Raw genomic sequence first — 22,763 nt, 5'->3', positions numbered from 1 at the left:
AGACTCGTTTTCGTGGCACTCAACCGCGACGCGACCCCGGTCGGCAGGTCCGACGTTCTCGACCTGCTCCATTCCCGGTTGAGCGCGGGCGAGAGCGTGGTCGTCTACGGTCCGGCCGGCATCGGCAAGTCCACCGTGCTCGCGGCCTACCCGGCGTTGGCCGGCGACCCGCTGGTGTTGCACGCCAACGCCGCCGAGGTCGAGTCCGGCCTGCCCTACCTGACGCTGGTCGACCTGTTCGACGGGGTCAGCGGCGACGGCCTCCCCCGCCACCTGCGGGCCGCGTTCGACGGCGCCCTGCTCCGCGGTGCCGCCCCGGTCACCGCGCAAGACCAACTCGCGGTCCGCCTCGCCACCCTCGAGGTGTTGCGCCGCCTCGCCGCCAACCGCACCGTCCTGATGCTCGTCGACGACCTCCAGTGGGTCGACCCGCACAGCGCCGGCGTGCTGCGCTTCGTCGCGCGCCGGTTGGCCGGCGCCCGGGTCCGGCTGCTCGGCGCCGAGCGGGTCGAGACGGCCGCCGGTCCGCGGCACGCCGACCTGTGCCCGGCACCGACCAGCGAGTTGCTGTTGCCGCCGCTGACCGAATACGACACCGCCGACCTGCTCCGCGAGCGGTTCGGCCCGGTGTTGTCGCTGTCCACCATCGCCCGGGTGCACGAGGCCAGCCAGGGCAACCCGCTGCTCGCTGTCGAGTTGGGCCGCACCCTGGTCGCCCGCGGCGGCACGATCGGGGTCGACCAGCCGCTGCCGGTGCCCGAGCGGCTCCGCCCGTTGCTCGCCCAGCGGCTGGCCAGCCTGCCCGCGCACAGCGGCCCGGTGCTGCTCCGCGCGGCCGCCGCCGCCCGCCCGACGGTCGCCCTGGTCGGCGGCGACGGCGACGCCAAGGTCGGCCTCGAGGCGGCGATGGAGGCCGGGTTGGCCACCGTCGGTCCCGACGAGATGGTCCGCTTCGCACACCCGCTGCTGCGCGAGTTGGTCTACGCCGACGCCCCGCCGGCCGCCCGGGCCGCCGCGCACGAGCACATCGCGGCCCGCACCGACGACTCGGTCGAACGCGCCCGGCACCTCGCGCTGGCCCGGCCACACGACGACGAAGACCTCGCCGCCCAACTGGTCGAGGCGGCCACCACGGCACGGATGCGGGGCGCGCCGGCGGTCGCCGCCGACCTCGCCGAGCGGGCCGCCGAACGCACCCCGGCGGGGCTGCCGGGCCTGGCCGCCGCGCGCCGCTACGCGGCCGCCGAGCACGCGCAGGCCGCGGGCCTCACCGCCGACGCGCACCGGCTGGCGTCCGCCTCGCTCGCCGCGGCCGACGACCCGGGCGTCCGCGTGGGCGCGCGGCTGCTCATCGTCGACCTCGCCGGCCAGGACCAGTCGGCCGTCGGGCCCGTGCTCGACGCCGCCTACGCCGACGCCGGCGACGACCCCGCGCTGCTCTGCCGGGTCCGGCACTACCGGGCGCTCAAGGCCTACTACGACGCCGACATCGAGTTGGCCGACGCCGAGCTCAAGCGCGGCGAGGGCGAGGCACGCGAGGCCGGCGCCACCGAGCACCTGGTGTCGCTGCTGGCCACCCGCTCGCTGATCCACGGCGCCCGCGACCCGGAGAGCATCCGGTTGCTCAGCGCCGCCGCGTCGCTGGCCGCCGACCTGCCGCCGAGCACCGAGAGCGTGCACGCCGCGGCCATGTACGCGCGCGGCCGCGCCTACGCCGGCGACATGGCCGAGGCGATCCGGGTGATCGAGACCCAGCGCGACGCGGTGCTGCGCTCGGGCACGCTGCGCGACCTGTCCACCGTGCTGCTCGCGTCCGCGTCGATCTACGCTCGGTCCGGCCGCGGCCCCGACGCGCTGCGGGCCGGCCGCGAGGGCATGCGGCTGATCCTCGACATGGAGGCGACGCCGGGGCACGGGCTGGTGGTCGGCGCGCTCGGCGAGACGCTGGCCGGCTCCCCCGCCGTCGCGGCGGGCCTGCTGGTCCAGGCCATCGAGGCCTGCTCGGCGGCCGGCGACGAAGACTGGCTGCGGCTGGCCCACGCCGCGCACGGCCAGGTGCTGCTCTTCCAGGACGCCCCCGACGCGGCGGTCGCCGAGTTCCGCAAGGCGCAGGAGTTGGAGCGTCGCCTGTCCCGCAACGACCCGGCGCTGTTCCTCTGGCACGCCGATTTCGTCGAGGCGCTCGCCGCCGTCGGTGCGCTCGACGAGGCGGCCGAGGTGTTGGCCGAGACCCGGGCGGTCGCCGCGCAGCTCAACCGCGGTGTCGTCCAACTCGGACTGTCCCGGGCCGCCGCTCTGGTGACGGCCGCGATCGGCGAGCCGCGCGGCGCGGCGGTCGGCCTCGCCGAGGCGCTGGCCGACGCCGGCGACCACCCCTATCCGATGGAGGTCGCGAAGTCCTGGCACACGCTGGCGACGCTGGAGCGCCGGGCGCACCGGCGCGGCGCGGCGCGGTCCGCGCTGGTCGAGGCCATCGCCGGCTACGCCGCCGCGGGCGCCGCACCGTGGCTGGCCGCGGCCGAGGCCGAGCTGTCGCGGCTCGACGGCGGCCAGGGCCAGGGGCTCTCCGAGACCGAGCGGCGGATCGTCGACCTGCTGCTGGCGGGCGCGACCAACCGCGAGATCGCCCGCGCCACCCACCTGTCGGTCAAGGCCATCGAGGCCAAGCTGACCCGCCTCTACCGGCGGCACGGCGTGCGCAACCGGGCTCAGCTCACCCGCGCGCTCGGCGGAACACCCAGCCCCTGACCAGCCGATTTGGCGATCAGGTGGGCTCGCGGTTGTTACCGTCGCGGTTGCGGAGGTCTTCGCGACGCCCGAGGGAGGCCCGAGCGCGATGGGTGCCGAACGGTCACCGGACGACGAGTTCGCGGCGATCCTGCGAGACCGGGCGGTCAACCCCGTCTTCCAGCCGGTCGTCTCGATCGCCGACGGATCGGTCGTGGGCTTCGAGGCGTTGGCCCGCGGTCCGGAGGGCCGCTACGAGTCACCACTCGCACTCTTCGCCGCGGCCGCGAAGCTCGGCCGCTCGGCCGACCTCGACTGGCTCTGCGCGGGCGTGGCGGCCGAGCGGTTCCTCACCACCGGGTTCACCGACCTCGCGCTGTTCGTCAACCTCGACCCGCTCAGCCTCCGCGGGCCGTTCCGGGAGCGGCTGCTCGACGTGTTCGCCGAGCTGATGGGGGAACGGCAGCTGGTCATCGAGATCACCGAACGCGCGGTGACGCAGGATCCGGCCGCGCTGATGGAAGCGGTGCTCCAGGCGCGCCGCCTGTCCGCCCGGGTGGCGCTCGACGACGTCGGTGTCGAACCGTCGAGCCTGGCGGCGATGCCCCTGGTCAACCCCGACATCATCAAGATCGATAAGAGCGTGGTGCAGGCCCACTCGCCGACCTGGGCGGTCTCGCACGTGGTCAACGCCGTGCTGCACGAGGCCCGCCGCAGCGGCGCGCAGATCCTGGCCGAGGGCATCGAGCACGAGGGTCACCTCGCGGTGGCCCGGTCGCTGGGCGCGACGCTGGGGCAGGGCCACCACTTCGGACACCCGGGGCCACTGCCGGCGACGGTCGCCCGATCGGCGCTGGCGCTGGCCCGGGTGACGCCGCGGCGGGTGCCGCCGGAGACGCCGTTCGAGATGCTCTCCCGCACCGAGCCGGTCAACCCGACCACCCCGGAACTGCTGGCCGCGATGGGCGGCCACATCGAGAACCAGGCGATGCACACCTCCGACTCGGCCATCCTGGTGGTCAACGTCGGCGACGCCGCCAACCTCGACGACGAGGCCCGGCTGCGCTACGGCTACATCACCACGAAGGGCATCGAGGTGTACGTCCTCGGCCACGACCTGCCGCCCGGGCCCGGTGCCCGGATCCGCGGCGTGCCACTGGCGGCCGACGACCCGCTGGTGCGTGAGCGCACGTTCCTGTTCATCGGCAGCCACTACGCCGGCGCGGTGTTCGCCCGCGAAACCGACACCGGCAGCTTCGAAGTGGGCGTCTGCTACGACCGCGAGCTGGTCGTCGAGGCCACCCTGCCGCTGGTCCGCCGGTTGGGGGGCTAGAGCGGTTTGTGGAAGACGACGAAGTCGCACCGGGTGGCGAGCTGCGGCTGGAGCGTGGGGTGCGCCTGCTCGAACGGGTCGCGCCGGACCTCGCGATAGCCGAGGCGGGTATACCACTCGCGCAGGAACTCCTTGACCGGGTGCGTCCAGTCGCGTGGCACCAGCAGCTCGAGTTGCATCCGGGGCAGGCCCTGACCGCGGGCCCAGGCCTCGGCGAAGCCCACCAGCTCGCGGCCGACGCCGACACCCCGGTGCGCCGGGTCGGCGACCAGCATGCCGAACTCGCCCTCACCGGTGGCCAGCCGGCACACCCGGACCGCTCCGACCAGCCGGGTGCCGGCCAGGGCGACGCCGAGCTCGCCGGCGCGGATGATCGCCGCTAGTTCGGCCGCATGCGTGCGCTGCGCCCCGGGCTGCCAGAGCCCTTTCTCCGCGTCGGCGTAGACGTTGTTGACCAGTTCGGTGACCTCGGCGACGAACGCGGCGTCGTCGGCCGACCCGGTCCGTGCGATCGAAATGTCCAGCGCCACCCGGGAACCGTAGCTGACCCACCGCGGACCTGGCAGCGCAGCGAAGCGGAGCGCTCCCCGGCGGGAGCGACGGTCGTGCCCACCGCGGACCCGGGAAAGGCAAGGAAAAGGGCGCCCCCGCAGGGGCGCCCTTCCGTACAGCCGTCAGCCCGATACGAGCAGGTTCGTCGTGCCGATGGTGTTGGTGCCGTCGGAGTATTCGATGACGCCGAGGTAGCGCTGGCCGGCGGTGAGGCCGGTCCATGCGGCGGTCACGGTGGTCTTGCCCGCGATCGTCACCGGCTGGCTCGCCGGCGTGACGGTCAGGTTGCCGGCGTTGCCGGCCGGGACAACCCAGCGGTCGAGCTCGACGTCGACCGGGCCGGGCGCGGCGAAGAGGAGCACGAAGGTCACGTAGGTGCCGGGATCGGTGACCGTCACCGACTCATCCGCCGAGCCGCCGGCGCTCTGCCCGACCGGGGCCAGCGTGCCGTTGGCCGCCTGCCGGTAGACGAACAGGTCGATGTCGGTGCCGGCCGGATAGTCGGCGGCGAACGTCGCGAACTTGGTCAGTTTCGCGCCCGCGAGGACGGTCGTGTTGACCGAGACGGTGTCGCTGGCCGTCGCCGGCGCGTTGGGGTTGAACGTTGTCGTGGGGTCGGGCGTCAGGTTCCACTGGTCAACCGTCGCGGCGACCAGGCCGTGGCCCTCGGTGGCGAGGGTGCCAACGTAGCCGCCGGTGACCGGGAGGGTGACCTGGCCGGCGGCGCCGGTGCCGCTGGCCTCCCGCGGCACCGCGACCGGCACCGGCCGGACCGCGATCGCGCTGCGCACGTCGTGGCCGAGCAGGTCGCGCCAGCGCAGTGAGCCGAAGGACCATTCGCCGAGAGCCGCGCTGGTACGCGTGATCGTCACCTTGAAGCTCTGCTTCTTGCCGGGCAGCAAGGCGATGATCTTCGGTGTCACGTCGACCTTGAAGCCGGCCGGTGCCTCAACGGTCGCGAGGTAGAGCGCCGGCAGCTTGCTCACGTTGGTCACCGTGCGGGTCAGGGTCTGTTTGCCGGCCAGGTCACCGACGGCGAGCGACGGGCTGTTGAAGTCGCTCGGGTCGACCGTGCCGGCGCTCGTGCAGAGTCCCTGCACGCCGATGCCGCAGGAATACTGCAACCACTGGGTGATCCCGGAGTCGTAGACCAGGCCCGGGTCGAACGCCTCCTTGGCCGCTACCTGGCCGGCACCCATCTCCAGCGGGTTGGCGTTGGTGCCGTCGGCCTGGTCCTGGATCGGCTGGCCTTCGTTGTCCCGCACGCCGGCCGTCGTCATCAGGGCCGACTTGATCATCATCGGCGACCAGTTGGGGTGCTTGGCCAGGATCAGCGCGCCGATACCGGCGATGTGCGGGCTGGCCATCGAGGTGCCGCTGTTTGTGTCCCAGAGGTTGCCGTTGTGGCTGTTGGGCCCGGTCGCGGCGACCACGTCGACGCCGGGCGCCATGATGTCGGGCTTGAGCAGGTCGCCGCCGGTGGACAGGCCCGGACCGCGGCTGGAGAAGGTGGCCACCACGGGTGCCCGGACCTTGGCGTTGCTGGCCGCCGAGATCGTGGCGGTCGGGCTGCCACCGGCGGCGATGTAGGCCTTCACCGCCGCGCCGACGGTCTGGTCGACGTGGATCGAGGGCACCGCGTGGTAGTCGGCGTTGAGCGAGTTGGGCGTCGGGTTGAACTGCACCATGCCGACGCCGCCGGCGTTCTTGACCGCGAGGCTCTTGTCGACGCGGTTGTTGTTGCCCCGCTCGCAGAGCACGATCTTTCCGGCGACCTTGGCCGGGTCGAGTTGTGGCGGCGTGCTCACACACTGGGCGGCGCTGAGTTCGGCGCTGCCGGCCAGTCCGCTGGTCCGGGCGTCGACGATCGGCGCGGTCACCGCGGCGGGCCCGGTGCCGATGCCCTGGTAGGCCTGACCGTTGCCGAGCGTCAGGGTCTTGGTCGACGACCGGTCGTGGGTGCCGGCGGCAACGGTGGTCGTCCACGGCATGCCGTTGTCGACCTTGGAGTCGGGCCCGGCATTGCCGGCCGACGTGGCAACGAAGATCCCCGCGTTGGCGGCGTTGAGGAAGGCGAGTTCGACGGGGCCGAAGCTGTCCACGTCGTCGCCGATCGAATAGTTGATCACGTCGACACCGTCGGCGACGGCGTCCTCGACCGCGTGGACGATGTCGGTGCTGTTGCCGACCGACTGGGTGCCGGCCTCGTTGGCGTAGAGCACCTTGTAGATCGCCAGGCGTGCGGCCGGCGCCATGCCCGAGATGACACCGGCGACGCCGCCGTTGATGGTCGCGGTCACACCGTGGTTGCCGGCCGCGGTGCTGGCGGTGTGCGACCCGTGGCCGAAGTAGTCCCGCGGCGAGTCGAACTCACCCGGGTTGGCGTGCGAGATGTCGGGGGTCGACGCGTACCAGCGCGCACCGATCACCTTGTTGTTGCAGCTGACCGGGTTCTCCGGCCCCGGCACGCAGGTGCCGTGCCACTTGGCGTCGATCGTCTTCTGGTCGCGGCGCGGCGTCGGCAGCGGGCCGAAGCTCGGGTTCTCCGGCCAGAAGCCGGAGTCGATGACGCCGACGATGATGCCCTCGCCGGCGCGTTCGGGGCTGCCGAACTCCTTGCGCCAGGCACCGGTGTTGCCGTCGAGCCCGACGAACGCCGGCGTCGTGAAGGTGTCCGAGTGGACCAACTCGTTCTTCCAGACGTTGGCCACCCCCGGGGTCCCCTTGAGCCGGGCGGCCTCGGCCGCCGTCAACTCGGCGGAGAACCCGGCGAAGACCAGCGTGTAGTCATGACTGACCTTGCTGGCGCTGACCCCGGCCCGTTCGAGCACCCGGGTGTTGGTCTGGCCTAGATGCCGCCGGTAGGCCCGCACGTTCGTGCTGGTGCTGTCGAGCTTGGCACCGGCGCCGGCGCGGGTGGGCGCCAGCCCCGCGATCCCACCGTTGTAGGTGGCGGCGGGTGCGTCGGTGGTCTGCACCAGGTAGGTCTGCGTGGGCGCGCTCGCCGGGGCCGCGGTCGGCACGGCATGCGCGGGCGCACTGGTCAAGGTGAACGCGGACAGGGTCGCGAGCGCGACCAGCGCGGCAGCCGAGCGGCGCCGCCCGGAACGAGGGATGCCCAACATGGACGGCAGACTATGGTTCGCATAGACGTGCGCTAAACCCTCAACGCTCCGGGCAAGGGTGAGGTGAAGGGTCTATTCGAGGGACAACCCGCATCAGGCGAACAGGATCTCCTCGGGCCGCCGATGCGTCACCGCACCTTCATACTCGCTCGTGATCTGTTCGAGCAACGCATCGATATCACTTCCATGGCCGACGGCCGCCAACTGTACGACTTGCTCCACCAACTCACGGCCGTTGACAAGCACCAAGGGATATGCGTCATCGATGATCTCGATTTGAGCCTGCTTGGAGAAGACACCGGTCGTTACGTATACGCCAAGCCAACCGCGGCGGAGCCGGGCCACGACACGGGCCACCTGGTCGGCACCGATCGAGGATCGAGGCTGTACGCATTTCGCCTGACCGAGCACGATCAACGGTGTGTTGCTAGCTGTAGAGCCGACATCGAGCCGGCCGACGAAGTCGACGCCGCCATCGCCGCCCGACCGAGTGAGCCAGCCAGCGTGGTACACCGCGCCTGATCCGCCCAGGATGCGGCCTGCGATCCGAGCCGCGAGCAACTCGAATGCGTGCTTGCGACCATCGAAGTGTCGATACAATTTCTCGAGGATGGCCTCCTCTGTCGAGCCAACAATCGGCAACTGTTCGTCGCTCGATCTGACCCGGGAGCTGACGACTCGTCGGCGAACTTGCGGAATTGCTCCTCGTCCCTGGGCAACCCAGCGTCGCCACGAACCCGGCGCGTGTCGCATCGCCTCCTCCGCAGTTAGCGCGGAGTCACGCCGGTCATCGATCCAGCGCAAGTCCACCGCATCGCCCTTGTCAGCCAGATCCAAGATCGCAAGGTCGAGGACGATGTTCGGAAAGCTGGTTCCGCTGCTGGAATCGCGTTGGATCACATACTCGAGCCGCTCGATGACGGCAACTCCGCAGAACTCGACATGTCCCTTAGCTATAGATCGACCGCCCTGCTCAACCGTGATGGAACGGTAGAGAAGGAGCGGCGGGGCTAGTCGACGCTCCGCCTCTGTCGACGCAGCATGCTGCTCCCAGGCCTGAAGCAGCGCACCGTTGCCTGCCGTCACACCTGGCATACCGGCAATGCCCGGTTTGTGGTCACCGAAATAACGGACGTGTCCATGGTCAAGATCAAACTCATCATGCCACGGGTTGGTCGCGTGGCCAGCCTTCCACGGACTGGAGCGGATGGCGATGAGCGGACGTCGTGGCCCGTCCGCAGCGGTGACCATCGCCGTCGCGTTGATCCCCCGCTCCAGCATGATCTTGGGTTGCACACGATCAGGCCTCGAAGTCACGAAATGATGATTGGGATATCCGTCGATCACGAGCTCGACCTGACTCGCTCCCCGCGCGTAGCGGAAGACTTCCAACATCTTGACCTTGCGGGGTTCCATCGCGGCATTATGTCCAGACCCAGCACGGCGACTGAACGCCCGAATGCGTTTCAATCCGACCTCTTTGGAGGATCGCCAGCGCCTGGCGATCCGTGAGGTCACGGAGTGGACGGTCTACCGCGCGTGCGCTGGAGACGTTCGTGCAGCGATCGCAGTGGCGGAAGAAGACTTGATCCCGTCCCGCAACGTCGAGGTGGGCGAGGGACCTGCGGGCTGAAACGACCAAGGTGCCGGCCAGATAAGCACTCGTCCGCAACGAGCTTGGCCAGTGTTCCGGATGCGGTAGTCCGACACACCCGTCTTGGGTAAAGAGCGGCGGCCGCGCGAGGCGCTTCCAGCGCGCTCGATCTGTTGCTGGAAAGCCTCCTGGAACGTCGCATAACGGGCTGGCGGGCCGAACCGTTGGTCCGGTGTGAGACGTCGGACGTTGCTCGGAAGTGCCATTGCCGCCGCGGCCGGGATCGGCGCGGGGGTCAATGGGCTCGCCTATGCGCAAGAGGCGGCGGAGCGGGTCGAGAAGAGAAACTCTGTCGCGCGCGGTAGGAGCGTGGACTTCTATACCGCCGTTCCCGCCGGGCATGGGGATGGCAAAGGGTTGCCCGTCTGCATCGTCCTGCACGGCACGTCCACCCGGCCGCGCGACTTTTCGCGGCTCGGGTTCGGTCGCGCGCTCAGCCGCGCGGTCGAGAAAGGGGCGGCGCCGTTCGTGCTCGCCGGCGCCGACGGTGGCCGGCGAGGTTGGCGGCCGAAAACCGGAGACGATCCACAGCGGATGGCGTACGAGGACGTCCCTAACTGGTGTGCCGAACGCGGCTTCGACATCGGCCGGATCGTCCTCTGGGGCTGGTCGACGGGCGGCGCCGGTGCGTTGCTGCTGGCCGAGACCTTCCGCGGGTTCGCGCGGGCGACCGCCGCCTTCTCCCCCGCCGTCGCACCCGGCGACCAGGTCTTCGAGCAGGTCGCCCGGATCCAGGACCATCCGCTCGGGCTCTGGTGCGGGCTCGACGACCCGCTGCTCGCCAACGTCCGGGCGCTCCAGAAGGAACTCCGGTATCCGCCGGTCGCCGGTCGCTACAGCGACGGCGGCCACAGCTTCGACTATTGGCAGACGATCATTCCGGAAGCGTTCCGATTTATCGGGTCTGCGCTCGATTAATGAGCTACTCTCGTCGATAGTCTCCGAATCGCCAGGAGCCTGCGATGATCGATCTCGACGACACCCTGCGAGCCTGGGTCGGCAGTCCGCCCGAGTGGAGCAGCGCCGCCGCGGAGCGGCTTGCCAAACGGGTCGCGGCCGGCGACGACCAACTCGCGGTGAGCTGGGAGCCGGGCGACGACGAATGGATCCGGCTGGCCGGTGACGACGACGTGCGCGCGACCGTGCATGTGCGTTATCCGCTCGCGTTCGCCGACCACGAGTTGGTCGCCAAACTGCGCGCCGCCGACCCGGCCGTCACCGTGATCGCCATTCCCGACTACGACGCCGACGACCTGCGCGGGTCGCCGGAGCTGTTGCGGGCGACAATCCTGCCGCACCTGCCGTGGTCCGACGATTTCGATCCGGGTCATTTCAGCGCCGCCGACCTCTTCTTCGAAAGCGTTTAATCTTGTCCGCATGGCCGGAGCTACGACCAAACGCGCTTACCTGACAAATTGGACCGTCGTCATCCCCGTCGTCGCGGTCATCGCGCTCGGGGTGACCTGGGGTCGCGACCTCGCCGGGTGGGTGGTCGGGCTGCTCGCGGTCTGCCTCGCGGGCGCGGTGCTCGCCGCCGTGCACCACGCGGAGGTGGTCGCCGCCCGGGTCGGTGAGCCGTTCGGTTCGCTGGTGCTCGCGGTCGCGGTCACGTTCATCGAGGTCGCCCTGATCGTCACGCTGATGATCAGCGGTACGCCGGAGAAGACCGCGACCCTCGCCCGCGACACCGTCTTCTCCGCCGTGATGATCACGTGTAACGGCATCGTCGGGCTCTGCCTGCTGGTCGGGGCGCTGCGCCGGCGGATCGCCGTGTTCAACCCGGAAGGCAGCGGCGGCGCGCTCGCCACCGTCGCCACCCTGGCCACGCTGAGCCTGGTGTTCCCGACGTTCACCACCAGCGAGCCCGGCCCGGAGTTCTCCGGCGCCCAACTCACCTTCGCCGCCGTCGCCTCGCTCGCGCTCTACGGCCTGTTCGTCGCGGTGCAGACGGTGCGGCACCGCGACTACTTCCTGCCGATCACCACCAGCGGCACGGTGATCGACACCGAGGAGCACGCCGACCCGCCGTCGAACCGGGCCGCGCAACTCAGCCTGCTGCTTCTGCTGGTCGCCCTGGTCGCGGTCGTCGGCAACGCGAAGTCGGTCTCACCGACGATCGAGAAGGGCGTCGCCGCCGCCGGCTTCCCACCCACCGTGGTCGGCGTGATCATCGCGCTGCTGGTGCTGCTCCCGGAGACGCTGGCCGCCACCCGGGCGGCACTGCGCGACCGGGTGCAGACCAGCCTCAACCTGGCGTACGGGTCGGCCATGGCCAGCATCGGCCTGACCATCCCGGCCATCGCGGTCGCGTCGATCTGGCTGGACGGCCCGCTGATCCTGGGCCTGCCGGCGACCCAACTCGTGCTGCTCGCCCTGACGGTCGTCGTCGGCATCCTGACCGTGGTGCCGGGGCGGGCCACGGCGCTCCAGGGCGGCGTACACCTGGCGCTCATGGCTGCTTTCGTCTTTCTCGCTGTGCGACCCTGATCACAGTTAGAGTTCTCCGATGGGATGGGTGGACGGCCGGCTGACGTTCCGCTATCCCGATCCCGGGCGCCACCTCGCGGGCGTCCGCCTCGAGCAACACGCCAGCCTGCCCGGCGACCGGCTCGAGTTCGACTACCGCGACCAGGCCTGGGTTCTCGACCTGCCGGCGCCCGACGCGTGGCGGCTGGAATACCAGCTCCGGCTGCGCCACCACGACGGCCGCGAGGAGACCGTCAACGACCCGGCCAATCCGGCGCGGGTGCCCGGCGCGTTCGGCGACAAGTCGGTGCTGCACCGCCGCGACTACGTCGACCCGATCTGGCTCGACCTGCCGGCCGCCCGCGGCACCTGGCGGGAGTTCACCGTCGCCGCGCCGGCGCTCGACGCGGAGGTCTGGATCCGCACGTGGTCGCCGCCCAGCGCCGGCGACCGGGTGCTGGTCGCGCACGACGGTCCCGAGTTCGACAAGCTGGCCGACCTCGGCCATTACGCGGCGGCGATGGTCGGCTCCGGTGCCCTGCCACCGTTCCACCTCGTGCTGCTCGGGCCCGGCGACCGCAGCGACTGGTACTCCGCCAACAACGCCTACGCCGCCACGCTGACCGACCCGGTCCTGGCCCGGCTCCGCGAAGAGTTGGGCTTCGAGGGCAAGGTCACCGGGATGGGCGCGAGTCTTGGCGGGCTGGCGATGCTGCACGCGCAGCGGCGTACCCCCGCCGTGTTCGCGGGTTTGTTCCTCCAGTCCGGCAGCTTCTTCCGGCCGCGACTTGATCCGCAGGAGTCCGGCTTCCGCTATTTCCAGCGGATAACCCGGTTCACCGGGCCGGTCGTCGCCTCGGCGTTCGCCGCGCATCCCGTGCCGACCGCGCTGACCTGTGGCACCGTCGAGGAGAACCTCGCCAACAACCGGGAGATGGCGGACGCATTGGCCCGGCAGGGCTATCCGGCGCAACTGGTGGAGGTGCCCGACGGGCACCACTTCATCGGCTGGCGGGACGCGTTCGACCCCCATCTGACCCGGTTGCTGGCGCGGTCGTGGGGCGAGACGTCGTGGAGCCTGGGCTCGTGGGGCCCAGGTTCGTGGGGGCGGGGTTCGAAGTCGGGAGGCTAGCGTGCGAGAACGTTGGGTCGAGCTGTTCTCCCCGGCCATCGGGACGGCCGGATCGGTGGTGCGCTACGGCCACTACGGCCGGCCGGTGCTGGTTTTCCCGTCGGAGCAGGGCCGCGCCGGCGACTTCGCCAACAACGGCATGGTCGAGGCGGTCAAGGAGCTCATCGACGCGGGGCGGGTGAAGCTCTTCTGCGTCGACTCCTACGACGCGGCCTCCTGGGCGGCCCGCGACCTGCCGCTCGAGGAACGCGCCAAGCGGCACGCCAACTTCGAGTCGTGGATCGTCGACCAGGTCGTGCCGTTCATCAACGAAGACGTGGCCGGCGGGGCCGAGATCGGGGTCGCCGGCTGCTCGATGGGCGCCTTCCACGCGCTCAACTTCGCCTGCAAGCGGGCCGATCTGTTCCCGCTGGCGATGTGCTTCTCCGGCAACTACGACCCGTCGGCCTGGCACGGCTGGGGCGAGCGGGGCGACGCGGCCTACTTCAACAGCCCGGCCGACTATCTCGGGAATCTGCACGGTGACCATCTCGACTGGCTGCGCACCCGGTTGTCGGTGCTGCTGGTCTGCGGTCAGGGGCAATGGGAAGACACCACCGGAGCCCTCAACTCGACCCGGCAGGTGGCCGGACTGCTTGCCGACAAAGGGATCCGGCACGAGCTGGACCTGTGGGGCTACGACGTGCCACACGACTGGCCGTCGTGGCGCGCGCAATGGGCGCATCATCTGCCGCGCTTTTGCTGACTGGGGAGGCTGCACGTGGCCGACGTCGAACACATCATCGGAATGCTGCTGGGTACGGAGGACGACTGGCCCCGGGCCTACGAGGCGCTGGTCGACCGGCTCGGCCCGGTCGTCGACGGCGCGGGGCGCAAGCACCGGCTGAAGACCACCCGGGTCACCATCGAGCCGTTCAACCTGCGCGACAAGCCACGCCACTCGCTGGTCATCGACCGGCTCGCCTACTGGTACTACCACCCGCGCGAGTGGCTCAAGAAAGTGTCCATGATGGACGGGGTCTACCTGCTCAACAGCCCGTTCACGTTCCAGTCGATGGAAAAGCACGCGGCCTACTGCGCGATGATGCGGCTCGGTCTCAAAGTGCCGGAAACGGTGCTGGTGCCCTACAAGCACCCGCTGGAGAACTCCCGCTGGGCCTACACCGCGGCCCGCTACAACCAGTCGTTCGACCTCGACGCGGTGGCCGAGGAAGTCGGCTATCCACTGTTCATGAAGCCCTACGACGGTGGCGCCTGGGTCGGTGTCTCGAAGATCAAGGACAGTGCCGAACTGCATGCCGCGTACGACGCGTCCGGCGAGCGACTGATGCACCTCCAGCAGTCGGTGGAGGGTTACGACGTGTTCAGCCGGTCGCTGTCGATCGGGCCCGAGACGATGGTGATGAAGTTCCGGCCGGAGTTGCCCATGCACGACCGCTACGCGGTGGAGCACGGCTTTCTCAGCGCCGAGACCGGCGACGAGGTGGTCACCATCTCCCGGCTCGTCAACGCGTTCTTCGGTTGGGAGTTCAACTCCTGTGAGTCGCTGGTCCGCGGCAGCGAGGTCTACCCGATCGACTACGCCAATGCCTGCCCAGACGTGGCGCTGACTTCGCTGCACTACTACTTCCCGTGGGCGATGAAGGCGCTGCTGCGGTGGACGACGTTTTGCGTGGTGACCGACCGACGATTCAACGTCGACCTCAACACCCGGCAATACTTCGAGATCGCCGATCGCGGCGACCTGACCTACCAGGAGAAGCTGGCCGCATACCGCAAGCTGGCCGACGACTATTTCGAGACCGAACGATATGCCGACTTCTGCGCGTCCCGCCTGGCACACGTCGACGAGCTGGTCTACGACTGGGTGCGGTCCCCCGAGTTCGACAACCTGCTCGTGGAGACCGTGCGCAACACGTACCCCGTTGACGAACATGATCGCTTCGTGGCGCACTTCCGCGGGCTGACCGGCGCCTGGGTGGCCGACCAAGCGGGTTAATTCGGATGCGCCTGGCCTCCCTCTCGTGGGATTCTCGGCGGGTCAGGCGCACTCGACGACAGGAGCGTGCAATGCGAGGCAGCGAAAACTTCCGCCCATCCACCGGCCGAGTTTTCGAGGACACCTCCGCATATGCATACCGTCAACATCGGGATTCTGGCGCATGTCGACGCCGGTAAGACGAGCCTGACCGAGCGACTGCTGTTCGACACCGGGGTCATCGACCGGCTCGGCAGCGTCGACTCGGGCACCACGCAGACCGACACCGGCGAGATCGAGCGCCGGCGTGGCATCACGATCCGTTCCGCGGTCACCGCGTTCCGGGTCGGCGACCGCCAGGTCAACCTCATCGACACACCCGGGCACCGCGACTTCATGGCCGAGGTCGAGCGGGCCCTCGGCGTGCTCGACGGCGCGGTGCTGGTGCTTTCCGCGGTCGAGGGCGTGCAGCCGCACACCCGGCTGCTGATGCGCACCTGCCGCGCCCTGCGCCTGCCCACGCTGCTGTTCGTCAACAAGGTCGACCGCACCGGCGCGCGCTCGGAAACGCTGCTGGCCGACATCCGCCGGCTGCTCACGCCCGCCATCGCACCGCTGGGGACCGTCGAGGGTCTCGGCACCGCGGGCGCCCGCTTCATCGAGGGTGCCGCCGACGCGCGCTCCACTGACGGCGGTGCCGCCGACGCGCGCTCCGCTGACGGCGGTGCCGCCGACGCGCGCTCCACTGACGGCGGTGCCGCCGACGCGCGCACGGCTGACGGCGGTGCCGCCCGTGCGCCGTTCGCCGATAGCTGGCTGCCGGTGCTGGCCGAGCACGACGACACGCTGCTGGCGGCCTTCGTCGATGACCGGCCGGTGCCTCCGGCGGCCTTGCGGGCAACCCTCCGCGCCCAGACTGCGGCCGGCCTGGTGCATCCACTGCTGTTCGGGTCGGCCCTGTCCGGCACCGGCGTGCCCGCGCTGCTCGACGCGATCGGTGACCTGCTCCCGCCGGCGCCGCCCGCCGAGCCGGAGCCGCGGGCCCGGGTCTTCGCGATCACCCGCGGTCCGGGCGGCGCCAAGGTGGCGTACGCCCGTTCCTATGGCGGCGCGCTCACCGCCCGGCAGCGGGTGCAGGTGTTCCGTGCCGCCCCCGATGGCCGCGTCGCGGCGCACCGGGCCCAACTGACGGCCGTCTCGGTGGTCGGTGACCCGGCGGCGCCGGCGCTGACCGCGGGCTACATCGCGGCGCTGCACGGCCTGCCCACCGTGCGGATCGGCGACCAGGTCGGCTCGCCGGCCGGCCTGGTGGTCGACGCGCACTTCCCGCGCCCGAGCCTGGAGACGGTCGTCCGCCGGCGCGACGGTGGCGAGCCGTCGGGGTTGCACGCCGCGCTGCTGCGAATGGCCGACGAGGACCCGCTGATCCACACCGCGGTGACCGCGTCGGGGGAAAGCAGCGTCCGCCTGTATGGCGAGGTGCAGAAGGAGGTAATCGCCTCGACGCTGGCCGACGCGGGCATCCTCGCCGAGTTCGCGCCGAGCCAATTGATCCACCTGGAACGCCCGACCGGCGTCGGCACCGCGGTGGAGATCATCGGCAACGGCTTCTTCGGCACGGTCGGCCTGCGCGTCGAACCCGGCACCGGCGTCGAATACGGCCTGGAGGTCGAACTCGGCTCGCTGCCGCTGGCCTACCACAAGGCGATCGAGGACTCGGCCGTGCAGGCGCTGGAGCAGGGCCTGTGCGGCTGGCCGGTGACCGACGTGCGGGTGACGCTGACGCACAGCGGCTACTGGTCACCGATCACGGTGGCCGGCGACTTCCGCGACCTGACCCCACACGTGCTGCTGCTGGCACTGGCGGCGGCCGGCACCCGGGTCTTCGAGCCCTGTCACCATTTCGAGGCCGACATCCCGGCAGCCGCGCTCGGCCCGGTGACCGGCGCCCTGGCCCACCTCGGCGGCCGCGTCGACGAGACCCTGCCGACCGGGGAAACGTGGCGGATCAGCGGCTCGATCCCGGCCAGGTTGGTCGCCGAGGCGCAACGCCGCCTGCCCAACCTGACCAACGGCGAGGGCCTGTGGACCTCGACCCCGGCCGGCGACCGCCCGGTCGAGGGCCGCCCACCGCGCCGGGCCCGCACCGACGGCAATCCACTCGACCGCGTGGAATACACCCGCTGGCTGGCCCAACGCGACCTGGCCGGGAGTGCCGGCCGGCGCTAGGCGGCCCGGGAGCCTTGATCCTGGGCGACCAGTTGCACCTTCGGGTGCGGGAAGACCCACTTCTTGTAGGCCCAGAACCGGAACGCCATCGCGGCCAGCGTGCCCGCCACGATCCCGAAGCCGAAGTCGCTGATCTCCTGGACGATCAGGCTCACGTCAGGGACCCGCAGGTCGAACACGTAGCGGCCGATCAGCAGCGGCACGTCGTTGACGCCGATGGCGATCGCGTTGACCGCGAAGAACAACGCCGCCTCGTGGCGGCGTTCGCGGCCGCCCCGGGTCCGGAACGCCCACTCGCGGTTGAGGATGTAGGAGAGCACCGTCGTGACGATCGTCGCGACCGTGAGCGCCGTGACCGGCTTGTTGGACAGGATCGTCAGCTTGAGCGCGTAGTTGACCGCGATCGTGACCAGGAAGCAGGTGCCACCGACGATCAGGAACTTGAGCATCTCGCGGTGTCGCAGGACCTGGTTGCGAATCGGGGTGGGCAGCAGCCGCAGCACGGCCCGCACGATCCGGGCGGGCCTTCCCCGCAGTGGCTCGACGCTCATCGCGGGAACGCTACCGGGTCAACCTGGTGACGCGGCAGCGAGGCCGCGGCGTCAGGCACAGGCGGCCCCGATCTTGTCGGCGATGTCGGCGAGTTGCTGCGTGGCGGCATTGATCGGGGTCTTGTCCTCCGGGTCGGCGATCTTCTTGACGGTCGCCGCGGTCTCGGTCAGCGCCGCCTTGACGTCTTCCGCGACCGGCTCGCCGGAGAGTGCGGCCAACTGGTCGGCCCAGGTGGTCAGGGCGGCGCGGAACTCCTTCTCCGCCGCTTCGGCCTTCGCGTCGTCGCCCTCCAGCGCCACCTTCAGCAGGTTGTCGACGCCCTCCTCGAAGGCGGTCGCGCCGGTCTTGCTCAGCGCCATCGCTTCCGTGCACGCCGTGGCGGTGGCCGCCGCGGTGTCGGCGCCACTGGCAGCGGCCGGCTGACCAGCTTCGTCTTCCTTGCCACAGGCGGCCAGGGCCAGGGCGGAAACGGCAAGAGCAGCGACCAGGAAGCGGCGCACGGCGGTGACTCCTCGGCAGGGATCGACGAAGCACAACGCCGAGACCGTAGCGAACCCAGGAGCCCGCCGTTGTCCCTAGAAAGCGAACTCCGCGCTCTTCGCCTCGCCGAGGATCGCGCTGCCGTCGTTGTCGTACACCCGCCAGCTCTGCACCAGCACGTAGCGCCGGCCGCGGGGCGGCATCAGCTCGAACGGGCCGCAGGCGCGCTCCGACATCTCCTTCGCGAAGGTCAACCGCTTGCAGGTGTACGCGTCGCCGACCTGCTTGCCGGCCGTGTCCTTCAGGGTCAGCGTGATGTCGGCCGTCACCTCCTTGGAGCGCAGCGCGCCGGAGACGCGGATGCCCGGACCCGTCGCATAGCAGGTGTTGGAGAACGCCGGTTGCAGGAACTTCCATTGGAAACCGGTGCAGTGCGCGGTCCCGAAGACCGTCGGCAGCGGTGCGACCCGGGCGTCCTCCGACGTCCGCGGCTTGGCCGGTGCCGGCTTTCCCAACCGGTTGGCGGTCAGCCGGGCCGCATCGGTCGCGATCGGTTGGCCGGCCCGGACCGGCTTACCGCCCTTGGCCGCGGTCGGGCTCGGGCTGGGTGTCGCGCTCGGCCGGTCTGCCGCGGCTTCGGTGCCGCTGCCCGGGCCCGGCCATTCGAACGCGATCAGCGCGGCGGCCATCAGCACGAACGAGGTGACCACCGTGGTGATCGCGTGCCAGGCCGGTGACCGGCGGCGCTGGCTGGGCACGAACGGGCGGCCGGCGGTGAGCGCCGACTGCATCGGCAGCGGGTGCTGCCTGGGTAGGGCCGGCGTGGCGCCCAGGCGCAGCGCGGCGGTGCGCAGCGCGGCGCCCAGGTCGGCTGCGTCGGGCCGGCGCGCCGGGTTCTTGTCCACACAGGACGTGATGAGCTTCCAGAGCACGTCGGGGATGCCGGGGTTGCGGCGCGGCCGGGTCTCCACGTGCCGGCGGATCACCGAGCGGGGCGTGTGCCCACCAAACGGCGGCCGCCCGGTCAGCAACTCGTAGAGCACCATGCCGAAGGCGTAGACGTCGGAGGCGGGCGACGGCCGGCCGCCGTGGATCAGCTCGGGCGACAGGTAGTTGGGCGTGCCGAGCAGGGCACCGGCCGTGGTCAGCGCCGGTGCGTCGATCACCCGGGCGATGCCGAAGTCGGTCAGCCGCACCCGCGGATCGCGGTCGAGCGCGTCGGGCGTACCCACGAGAATGTTGTCGGGTTTGAGGTCGCGGTGCACGACACCGAGGTGGTGGGCGTGCGCCAGCCCCTCGGCCACCGCAGCCATGCACGTCGCCGCCTCGGCGGGCGCCAGCGTCCCGCGCCTGCGCAGCACGTCGCGCAGGCTGCCGCCGGGCACCAGGTCCATCACCAGGCCGAGCGACTCGCCGACCGTGAGCAGTTCGCGGACCGGCACGATGTTCTCGTGCCGCAATGCGGCCAGGATCGCCCGCTCCTGCACGAACCGCATCACCGCCTTGGGTTGCAGCACCAGTTCCTCGCGGAGCAGCTTGATCGCGACTTCTTCGCCGGTGGCCTGGCTGAGTGCGCGCCACACGGTGCCACCGGCGCCGCCACCGATCTGCTCGATCAGCGCGTAGCAGCCGCCGACCACGCGTGCGCAGGGCCGCCCAGGTGCGGGGATCGGCTCGGGCTCGGGCTCGGGCGTCTTGGGGGGTTCGGAAGACGTCACTTGACAGTCATACTCGGGATAGATCCCATATGCCGGAACACACCCGAAAGGCCCGATCGGAATCCTCCGAACGAAGGACGGCTATCCGGTGATGATGTTGACGGCGATGGCCAGCACGATCGCGTTGTAGAAGAAGCTGATCACGCTGTGCACCATCACGTGATAGCGCACCGCGCGGCCCTGCACCTCCACGTCGGACGCCGCGAACGAGACGCCGACGGTCACCGAGAAATACAGAAAATCAATCAACCGGGGGTACGGGCAGTTGGGGAACCGCCAGTCGGGCCACTGCATGTAGAAGCGGGCGTAGCCCAGTTGCAGCAGCAGCCAGGCGCAGATCGTGACGAACGCGCCGAGCCCCTGCACAAGCCCGCTGAAGTCGCTGTTCTCGTCGACGGCGAGCACGTCGAGCGAAGCGCCCAGCCCGGTGACGCTCGCCGCGACAGTGAAGAAGAAGCTGAACCGGCGCCCGATCAGCCGGGCGTTCCAGCCGGTGGCCGGCGGCGCCGGCGAGTTGGGGTCGGCCAGCCGCTCCCGGCGCACCCGCACCGTGCCGACCAGCAGGTAGGCGCCCGCGAGCAGCCCCCAGGACAGCAGGAACAGCACCACGTTGGGCTCGGAATCGCTGCCGGCGATGGTGAAGAGCAGCCCGCCGACGGCCAAAACCACCTCGACCAGGCGCGCGATCAGCGTGCCGGCCAGTCCCACACCCGGCTAACGCCTGTGCCGATCCGGAGTTGCGCCGGCTTCCCATTTGTCCAAGCGGACGCCAACCCGCGTCGATATCGTCGGGAACATGACCACTGACACCGAGACCGGGCCGGAACGCAACACGCGCCCGGCCGACTACCCGTCGGCGATCGTGCCGATGCTCGCCTATGAAGACGGCGTCGCGGCCATCCAGTTCCTGCGCGCGGCGTTCGGTTTCACGGAGCGGATGCGCTTCACCAACGACGACGGCTCGATCGGGCACGCCGAGCTGGCCCTCGGCCACGCGGTGATCGCGCTGGCCACGCCGCCGGGCATCGGCTACGAGAGCCCCAAGCACCATCGCGAGCACTGCACGACCGCGATGCGCTGGACCGAGCAACCGTGGCTGGTCAACGGCATCATGGTGTACGTCGACGACGTCGACGCGCACGCCGCCCGGGCCCGCGAGGCCGGCGCCCTGGTGCTCAGCGAGCCGGCCGACCAGCCCTATGGCGTCCGCAGCTATCGGGTCGAAGACCTGGAAGGCCACCGCTGGATGTTCAGCCAGCACACCGCCGACGTCGCGCCGGAAGAGTGGGGCGCCACGAGCGGCGAGTAAGAGCGACACGCCGATCGCCAACACCATTTCCAATACGATCATTGATAGTGTCGCCGGCATGACCGCGGCTATGTCCATCACCCTCGACGACGAGCTCGCCCAGGCGCTCAACGCCGCGGTGGGTGGGGGCAACCGATCCGCGCTCGTCGCGGAGGCCATCCGCGAATACCTCGACCGGCACGCCATCGCCGCGGCAAAGGCTTGGCACGCCTCGCTCGACGGCGACGATGCGGCGGCGCTGGCCGAGGTCGACGCCACATGGTGATCCGCGGGTCAATCGCCCGCGGTGACGTCTTCGACTACACGTTCGGCAGCCGCCGGGTCCGCGTCCTGGTGGTGAGCGCCAGCACGTTCAGCGTCCACTACCCGGTCGTCGTGGTGATCCACGATCGCGCCGACGGCGACGTGCCAGGGCTGCTGCTGCCGCTGCCCACCGAGATCGCCGGCGGCGGCACCATCGACCTGTCGCGCATCCGCTACGCCGACCCTGACGCGTTCGGCCATCGACACGGCCGCGTGCCGCCAACCGTGCTCAGCCAGGTCGATCAAGGCCTGCGCCGGTTGCTGGGCCTCGCCTAGTCACGCATCGCTGGCAGCGCCGCGAGGGCCGGCATGGCGGCGAGCCGGCGGAAAGCGTCCTCGGTCGGCGAACCCGGCTCGGCGCAATAGACGATCATGCGTTGGTCGCTGTCGCCGATGTGCAGCAGTTGGCACTCGAACTCGAGCGGGCCGACGTCGGGGTGGTTGACCCGCTTACGCACGCCGCGGCGCACGACCACGTCGTGGCTGTGCCACATCCGGGCGAAGACCGGCGAGACGCCGAGGAGCTCGGTGACCAGGCGCTCGATGCCCGGGTCGCCGGGATAGCGGGCATACGCGGCGCGCAGGTCGCCGACCGAGGTGGCGGTGAACGCCAACGCGTCTTCGTCGGTCCAGTGCAGGTCGTCGGCCGGTTGGCGGAACATCCAGCGGAGCATGTTGCGGTCGTCGACCGGGTAGGCCGAAAGGTCGCCGATGAACCGGGTGGCCAGCGAGTTCCAGGCGAGCAGGTCAAACTTCGCGTCGACCACGTACGCCGGGGTCAGCGGCATCGAGTCGAGCAGGTAGCGCACCGCGGGCAGCAACTCGCTGCTCGGGCCGACCACGGCCGGCGGCGCCTCGCCGGCGATCCGGAACAGGTATTCCCGCTCGTCGATGGTCAGCATCAACGCCCGGGCCAGCGCGCCGAGCACCTGCCGCGACGGCTGCGGCCCCCGCGCCTGCTCAAGCCGGATGTAGTAGTCGATCGACATCCCCGCGAGCTCGGCGACCTCCTGCCGGCGCAGCCCCGGCGTGCGGCGCGGGCCCAGGCCGGCGCCGCCGGGCAGGCCCACGTCGGAGGGCAGCAGCCGCTCCCGGCGCGTGCGCAGGAACGCGGCGAGCTCTTGCCGGTTGACGGTCACCGGTCAAGAGTGCCGCACTCCGCACCAACCTGGGTGGTACGGCTGATACCAGGCAACGCTGGTCCT

20 protein-coding genes are annotated in these 22,763 nt (G+C 70.6%); 12 read left to right on the top strand and 8 right to left on the bottom strand.

The window, feature by feature from the left end:
- The first annotated feature begins 12 nt into the window (after positions 1-12).
- The gene (locus tag DFJ67_RS14445) at positions 13-2,748 is read left to right on the top strand and encodes a helix-turn-helix transcriptional regulator (RefSeq protein WP_116068355.1); all 2,736 of its coding nucleotides are present in this window, start codon (positions 13-15) and stop codon (positions 2,746-2,748) included.
- A gap of 88 nt (positions 2,749-2,836) precedes the next feature.
- Positions 2,837-4,060: a sensor domain-containing phosphodiesterase gene (locus DFJ67_RS14440; protein WP_116068354.1), complete on the top strand. Its 1,224-nt coding sequence runs from the start codon at positions 2,837-2,839 to the stop codon at positions 4,058-4,060.
- On the opposite strand, the gene DFJ67_RS14435 is transcribed toward DFJ67_RS14440, so the two are convergent.
- From DFJ67_RS14435 to DFJ67_RS14425, 3 genes are all read right to left on the bottom strand, one after another.
- Positions 4,057-4,590: a GNAT family N-acetyltransferase gene (locus tag DFJ67_RS14435; protein ID WP_239097302.1), complete on the bottom strand. Its 534-nt coding sequence runs from the start codon at positions 4,588-4,590 to the stop codon at positions 4,057-4,059. The genes DFJ67_RS14440 and DFJ67_RS14435 overlap by 4 nt on opposite strands.
- A gap of 144 nt (positions 4,591-4,734) precedes the next feature.
- Positions 4,735-7,737 carry a S8 family peptidase gene (locus tag DFJ67_RS14430; RefSeq protein ID WP_116068353.1) on the bottom strand — a complete coding sequence of 1,001 codons (3,003 nt, stop codon included), beginning with the start codon at positions 7,735-7,737 and terminating at the stop codon, positions 4,735-4,737.
- Between the two features lie 93 nt (positions 7,738-7,830).
- Positions 7,831-9,153 (bottom strand): restriction endonuclease, encoded by a 1,323-nt coding sequence (locus tag DFJ67_RS14425; protein WP_116068352.1) that lies wholly within the window; start codon positions 9,151-9,153, stop codon positions 7,831-7,833.
- Between the two features lie 547 nt (positions 9,154-9,700).
- Here DFJ67_RS14425 and DFJ67_RS14420 point away from each other — a divergent pair.
- The 7 genes from DFJ67_RS14420 to DFJ67_RS14390 all read left to right on the top strand — a co-directional run bounded on the left by DFJ67_RS14420 (position 9,701) and on the right by DFJ67_RS14390 (position 17,196).
- Positions 9,701-10,309, top strand: a complete 609-nt coding sequence (locus DFJ67_RS14420) for an alpha/beta hydrolase (protein ID WP_239097303.1) — start codon at positions 9,701-9,703, stop codon at positions 10,307-10,309.
- A gap of 44 nt (positions 10,310-10,353) precedes the next feature.
- A complete protein-coding gene (locus DFJ67_RS14415; RefSeq protein ID WP_116068350.1) occupies positions 10,354-10,758 on the top strand; it encodes a hypothetical protein in 405 nt (134 codons plus the stop codon).
- A 10-nt stretch (positions 10,759-10,768) separates the two neighbouring features.
- Entirely contained in the window at positions 10,769-11,878 is a 1,110-nt protein-coding gene (locus tag DFJ67_RS14410; RefSeq protein WP_116068349.1) for a calcium:cation antiporter, read from the top strand.
- A 19-nt stretch (positions 11,879-11,897) separates the two neighbouring features.
- A complete protein-coding gene (locus DFJ67_RS14405) occupies positions 11,898-12,989 on the top strand; it encodes an alpha/beta hydrolase (RefSeq protein ID WP_116068348.1) in 1,092 nt (363 codons plus the stop codon).
- Between the two features lies 1 nt (position 12,990).
- Positions 12,991-13,734: an esterase family protein gene (locus DFJ67_RS14400; RefSeq protein WP_116068347.1), complete on the top strand. Its 744-nt coding sequence runs from the start codon at positions 12,991-12,993 to the stop codon at positions 13,732-13,734.
- A gap of 15 nt (positions 13,735-13,749) precedes the next feature.
- Positions 13,750-14,988 (top strand): ATP-grasp domain-containing protein, encoded by a 1,239-nt coding sequence (locus tag DFJ67_RS14395; RefSeq protein ID WP_116068346.1) that lies wholly within the window; start codon positions 13,750-13,752, stop codon positions 14,986-14,988.
- Between the two features lie 132 nt (positions 14,989-15,120).
- Positions 15,121-17,196, top strand: coding sequence for an elongation factor G (locus tag DFJ67_RS14390; RefSeq protein WP_116068345.1), 2,076 nt, complete (start codon positions 15,121-15,123; stop codon positions 17,194-17,196).
- Here DFJ67_RS14390 and DFJ67_RS14385 read toward each other — a convergent pair.
- The 4 genes from DFJ67_RS14385 to DFJ67_RS14370 all read right to left on the bottom strand — a co-directional run bounded on the left by DFJ67_RS14385 (position 17,193) and on the right by DFJ67_RS14370 (position 20,654).
- Complete coding sequence (locus DFJ67_RS14385) at positions 17,193-17,747, bottom strand: GtrA family protein (RefSeq protein WP_203783801.1); 555 nt, start codon at positions 17,745-17,747, stop codon at positions 17,193-17,195. The two genes, DFJ67_RS14390 and DFJ67_RS14385, sit on opposite strands and share 4 nt — an antisense overlap.
- A gap of 51 nt (positions 17,748-17,798) precedes the next feature.
- Positions 17,799-18,248, bottom strand: coding sequence for a hypothetical protein (locus tag DFJ67_RS14380; RefSeq protein WP_116068344.1), 450 nt, complete (start codon positions 18,246-18,248; stop codon positions 17,799-17,801).
- A 75-nt stretch (positions 18,249-18,323) separates the two neighbouring features.
- Entirely contained in the window at positions 18,324-19,946 is a 1,623-nt protein-coding gene (locus DFJ67_RS14375; protein ID WP_170215841.1) for a serine/threonine-protein kinase, read from the bottom strand.
- A gap of 81 nt (positions 19,947-20,027) precedes the next feature.
- Positions 20,028-20,654: a DUF1345 domain-containing protein gene (locus DFJ67_RS14370; protein ID WP_116068342.1), complete on the bottom strand. Its 627-nt coding sequence runs from the start codon at positions 20,652-20,654 to the stop codon at positions 20,028-20,030.
- A gap of 88 nt (positions 20,655-20,742) precedes the next feature.
- On the opposite strand from DFJ67_RS14370, the gene DFJ67_RS14365 reads away from it, so the two are divergent.
- From DFJ67_RS14365 to DFJ67_RS14355, 3 genes are read left to right on the top strand one after another with little or no spacing between them, the layout of a single operon-like run.
- A complete protein-coding gene (locus DFJ67_RS14365) occupies positions 20,743-21,255 on the top strand; it encodes a VOC family protein (RefSeq protein ID WP_116068341.1) in 513 nt (170 codons plus the stop codon).
- Between the two features lie 58 nt (positions 21,256-21,313).
- A complete protein-coding gene (locus DFJ67_RS42690) occupies positions 21,314-21,520 on the top strand; it encodes a ribbon-helix-helix domain-containing protein (RefSeq protein ID WP_170215839.1) in 207 nt (68 codons plus the stop codon).
- Positions 21,514-21,834: a type II toxin-antitoxin system PemK/MazF family toxin gene (locus DFJ67_RS14355; RefSeq protein WP_116068339.1), complete on the top strand. Its 321-nt coding sequence runs from the start codon at positions 21,514-21,516 to the stop codon at positions 21,832-21,834. The genes DFJ67_RS42690 and DFJ67_RS14355 overlap by 7 nt, the downstream gene beginning before the upstream one ends.
- Here DFJ67_RS14355 and DFJ67_RS14350 read toward each other — a convergent pair.
- Positions 21,831-22,697, bottom strand: a complete 867-nt coding sequence (locus DFJ67_RS14350) for a helix-turn-helix transcriptional regulator (protein ID WP_116068338.1) — start codon at positions 22,695-22,697, stop codon at positions 21,831-21,833. The two genes, DFJ67_RS14355 and DFJ67_RS14350, sit on opposite strands and share 4 nt — an antisense overlap.
- Between the last annotated feature and the right edge of the window lie 66 nt (positions 22,698-22,763).

It is taken from the genome of Asanoa ferruginea (genome assembly GCF_003387075.1).
GTDB lineage: Bacteria > Actinomycetota > Actinomycetes > Mycobacteriales > Micromonosporaceae > Asanoa > Asanoa ferruginea.
Note: the sequence above shows the minus strand (reverse complement) of the source record. Positions and strands in the feature narration are given on the sequence as shown.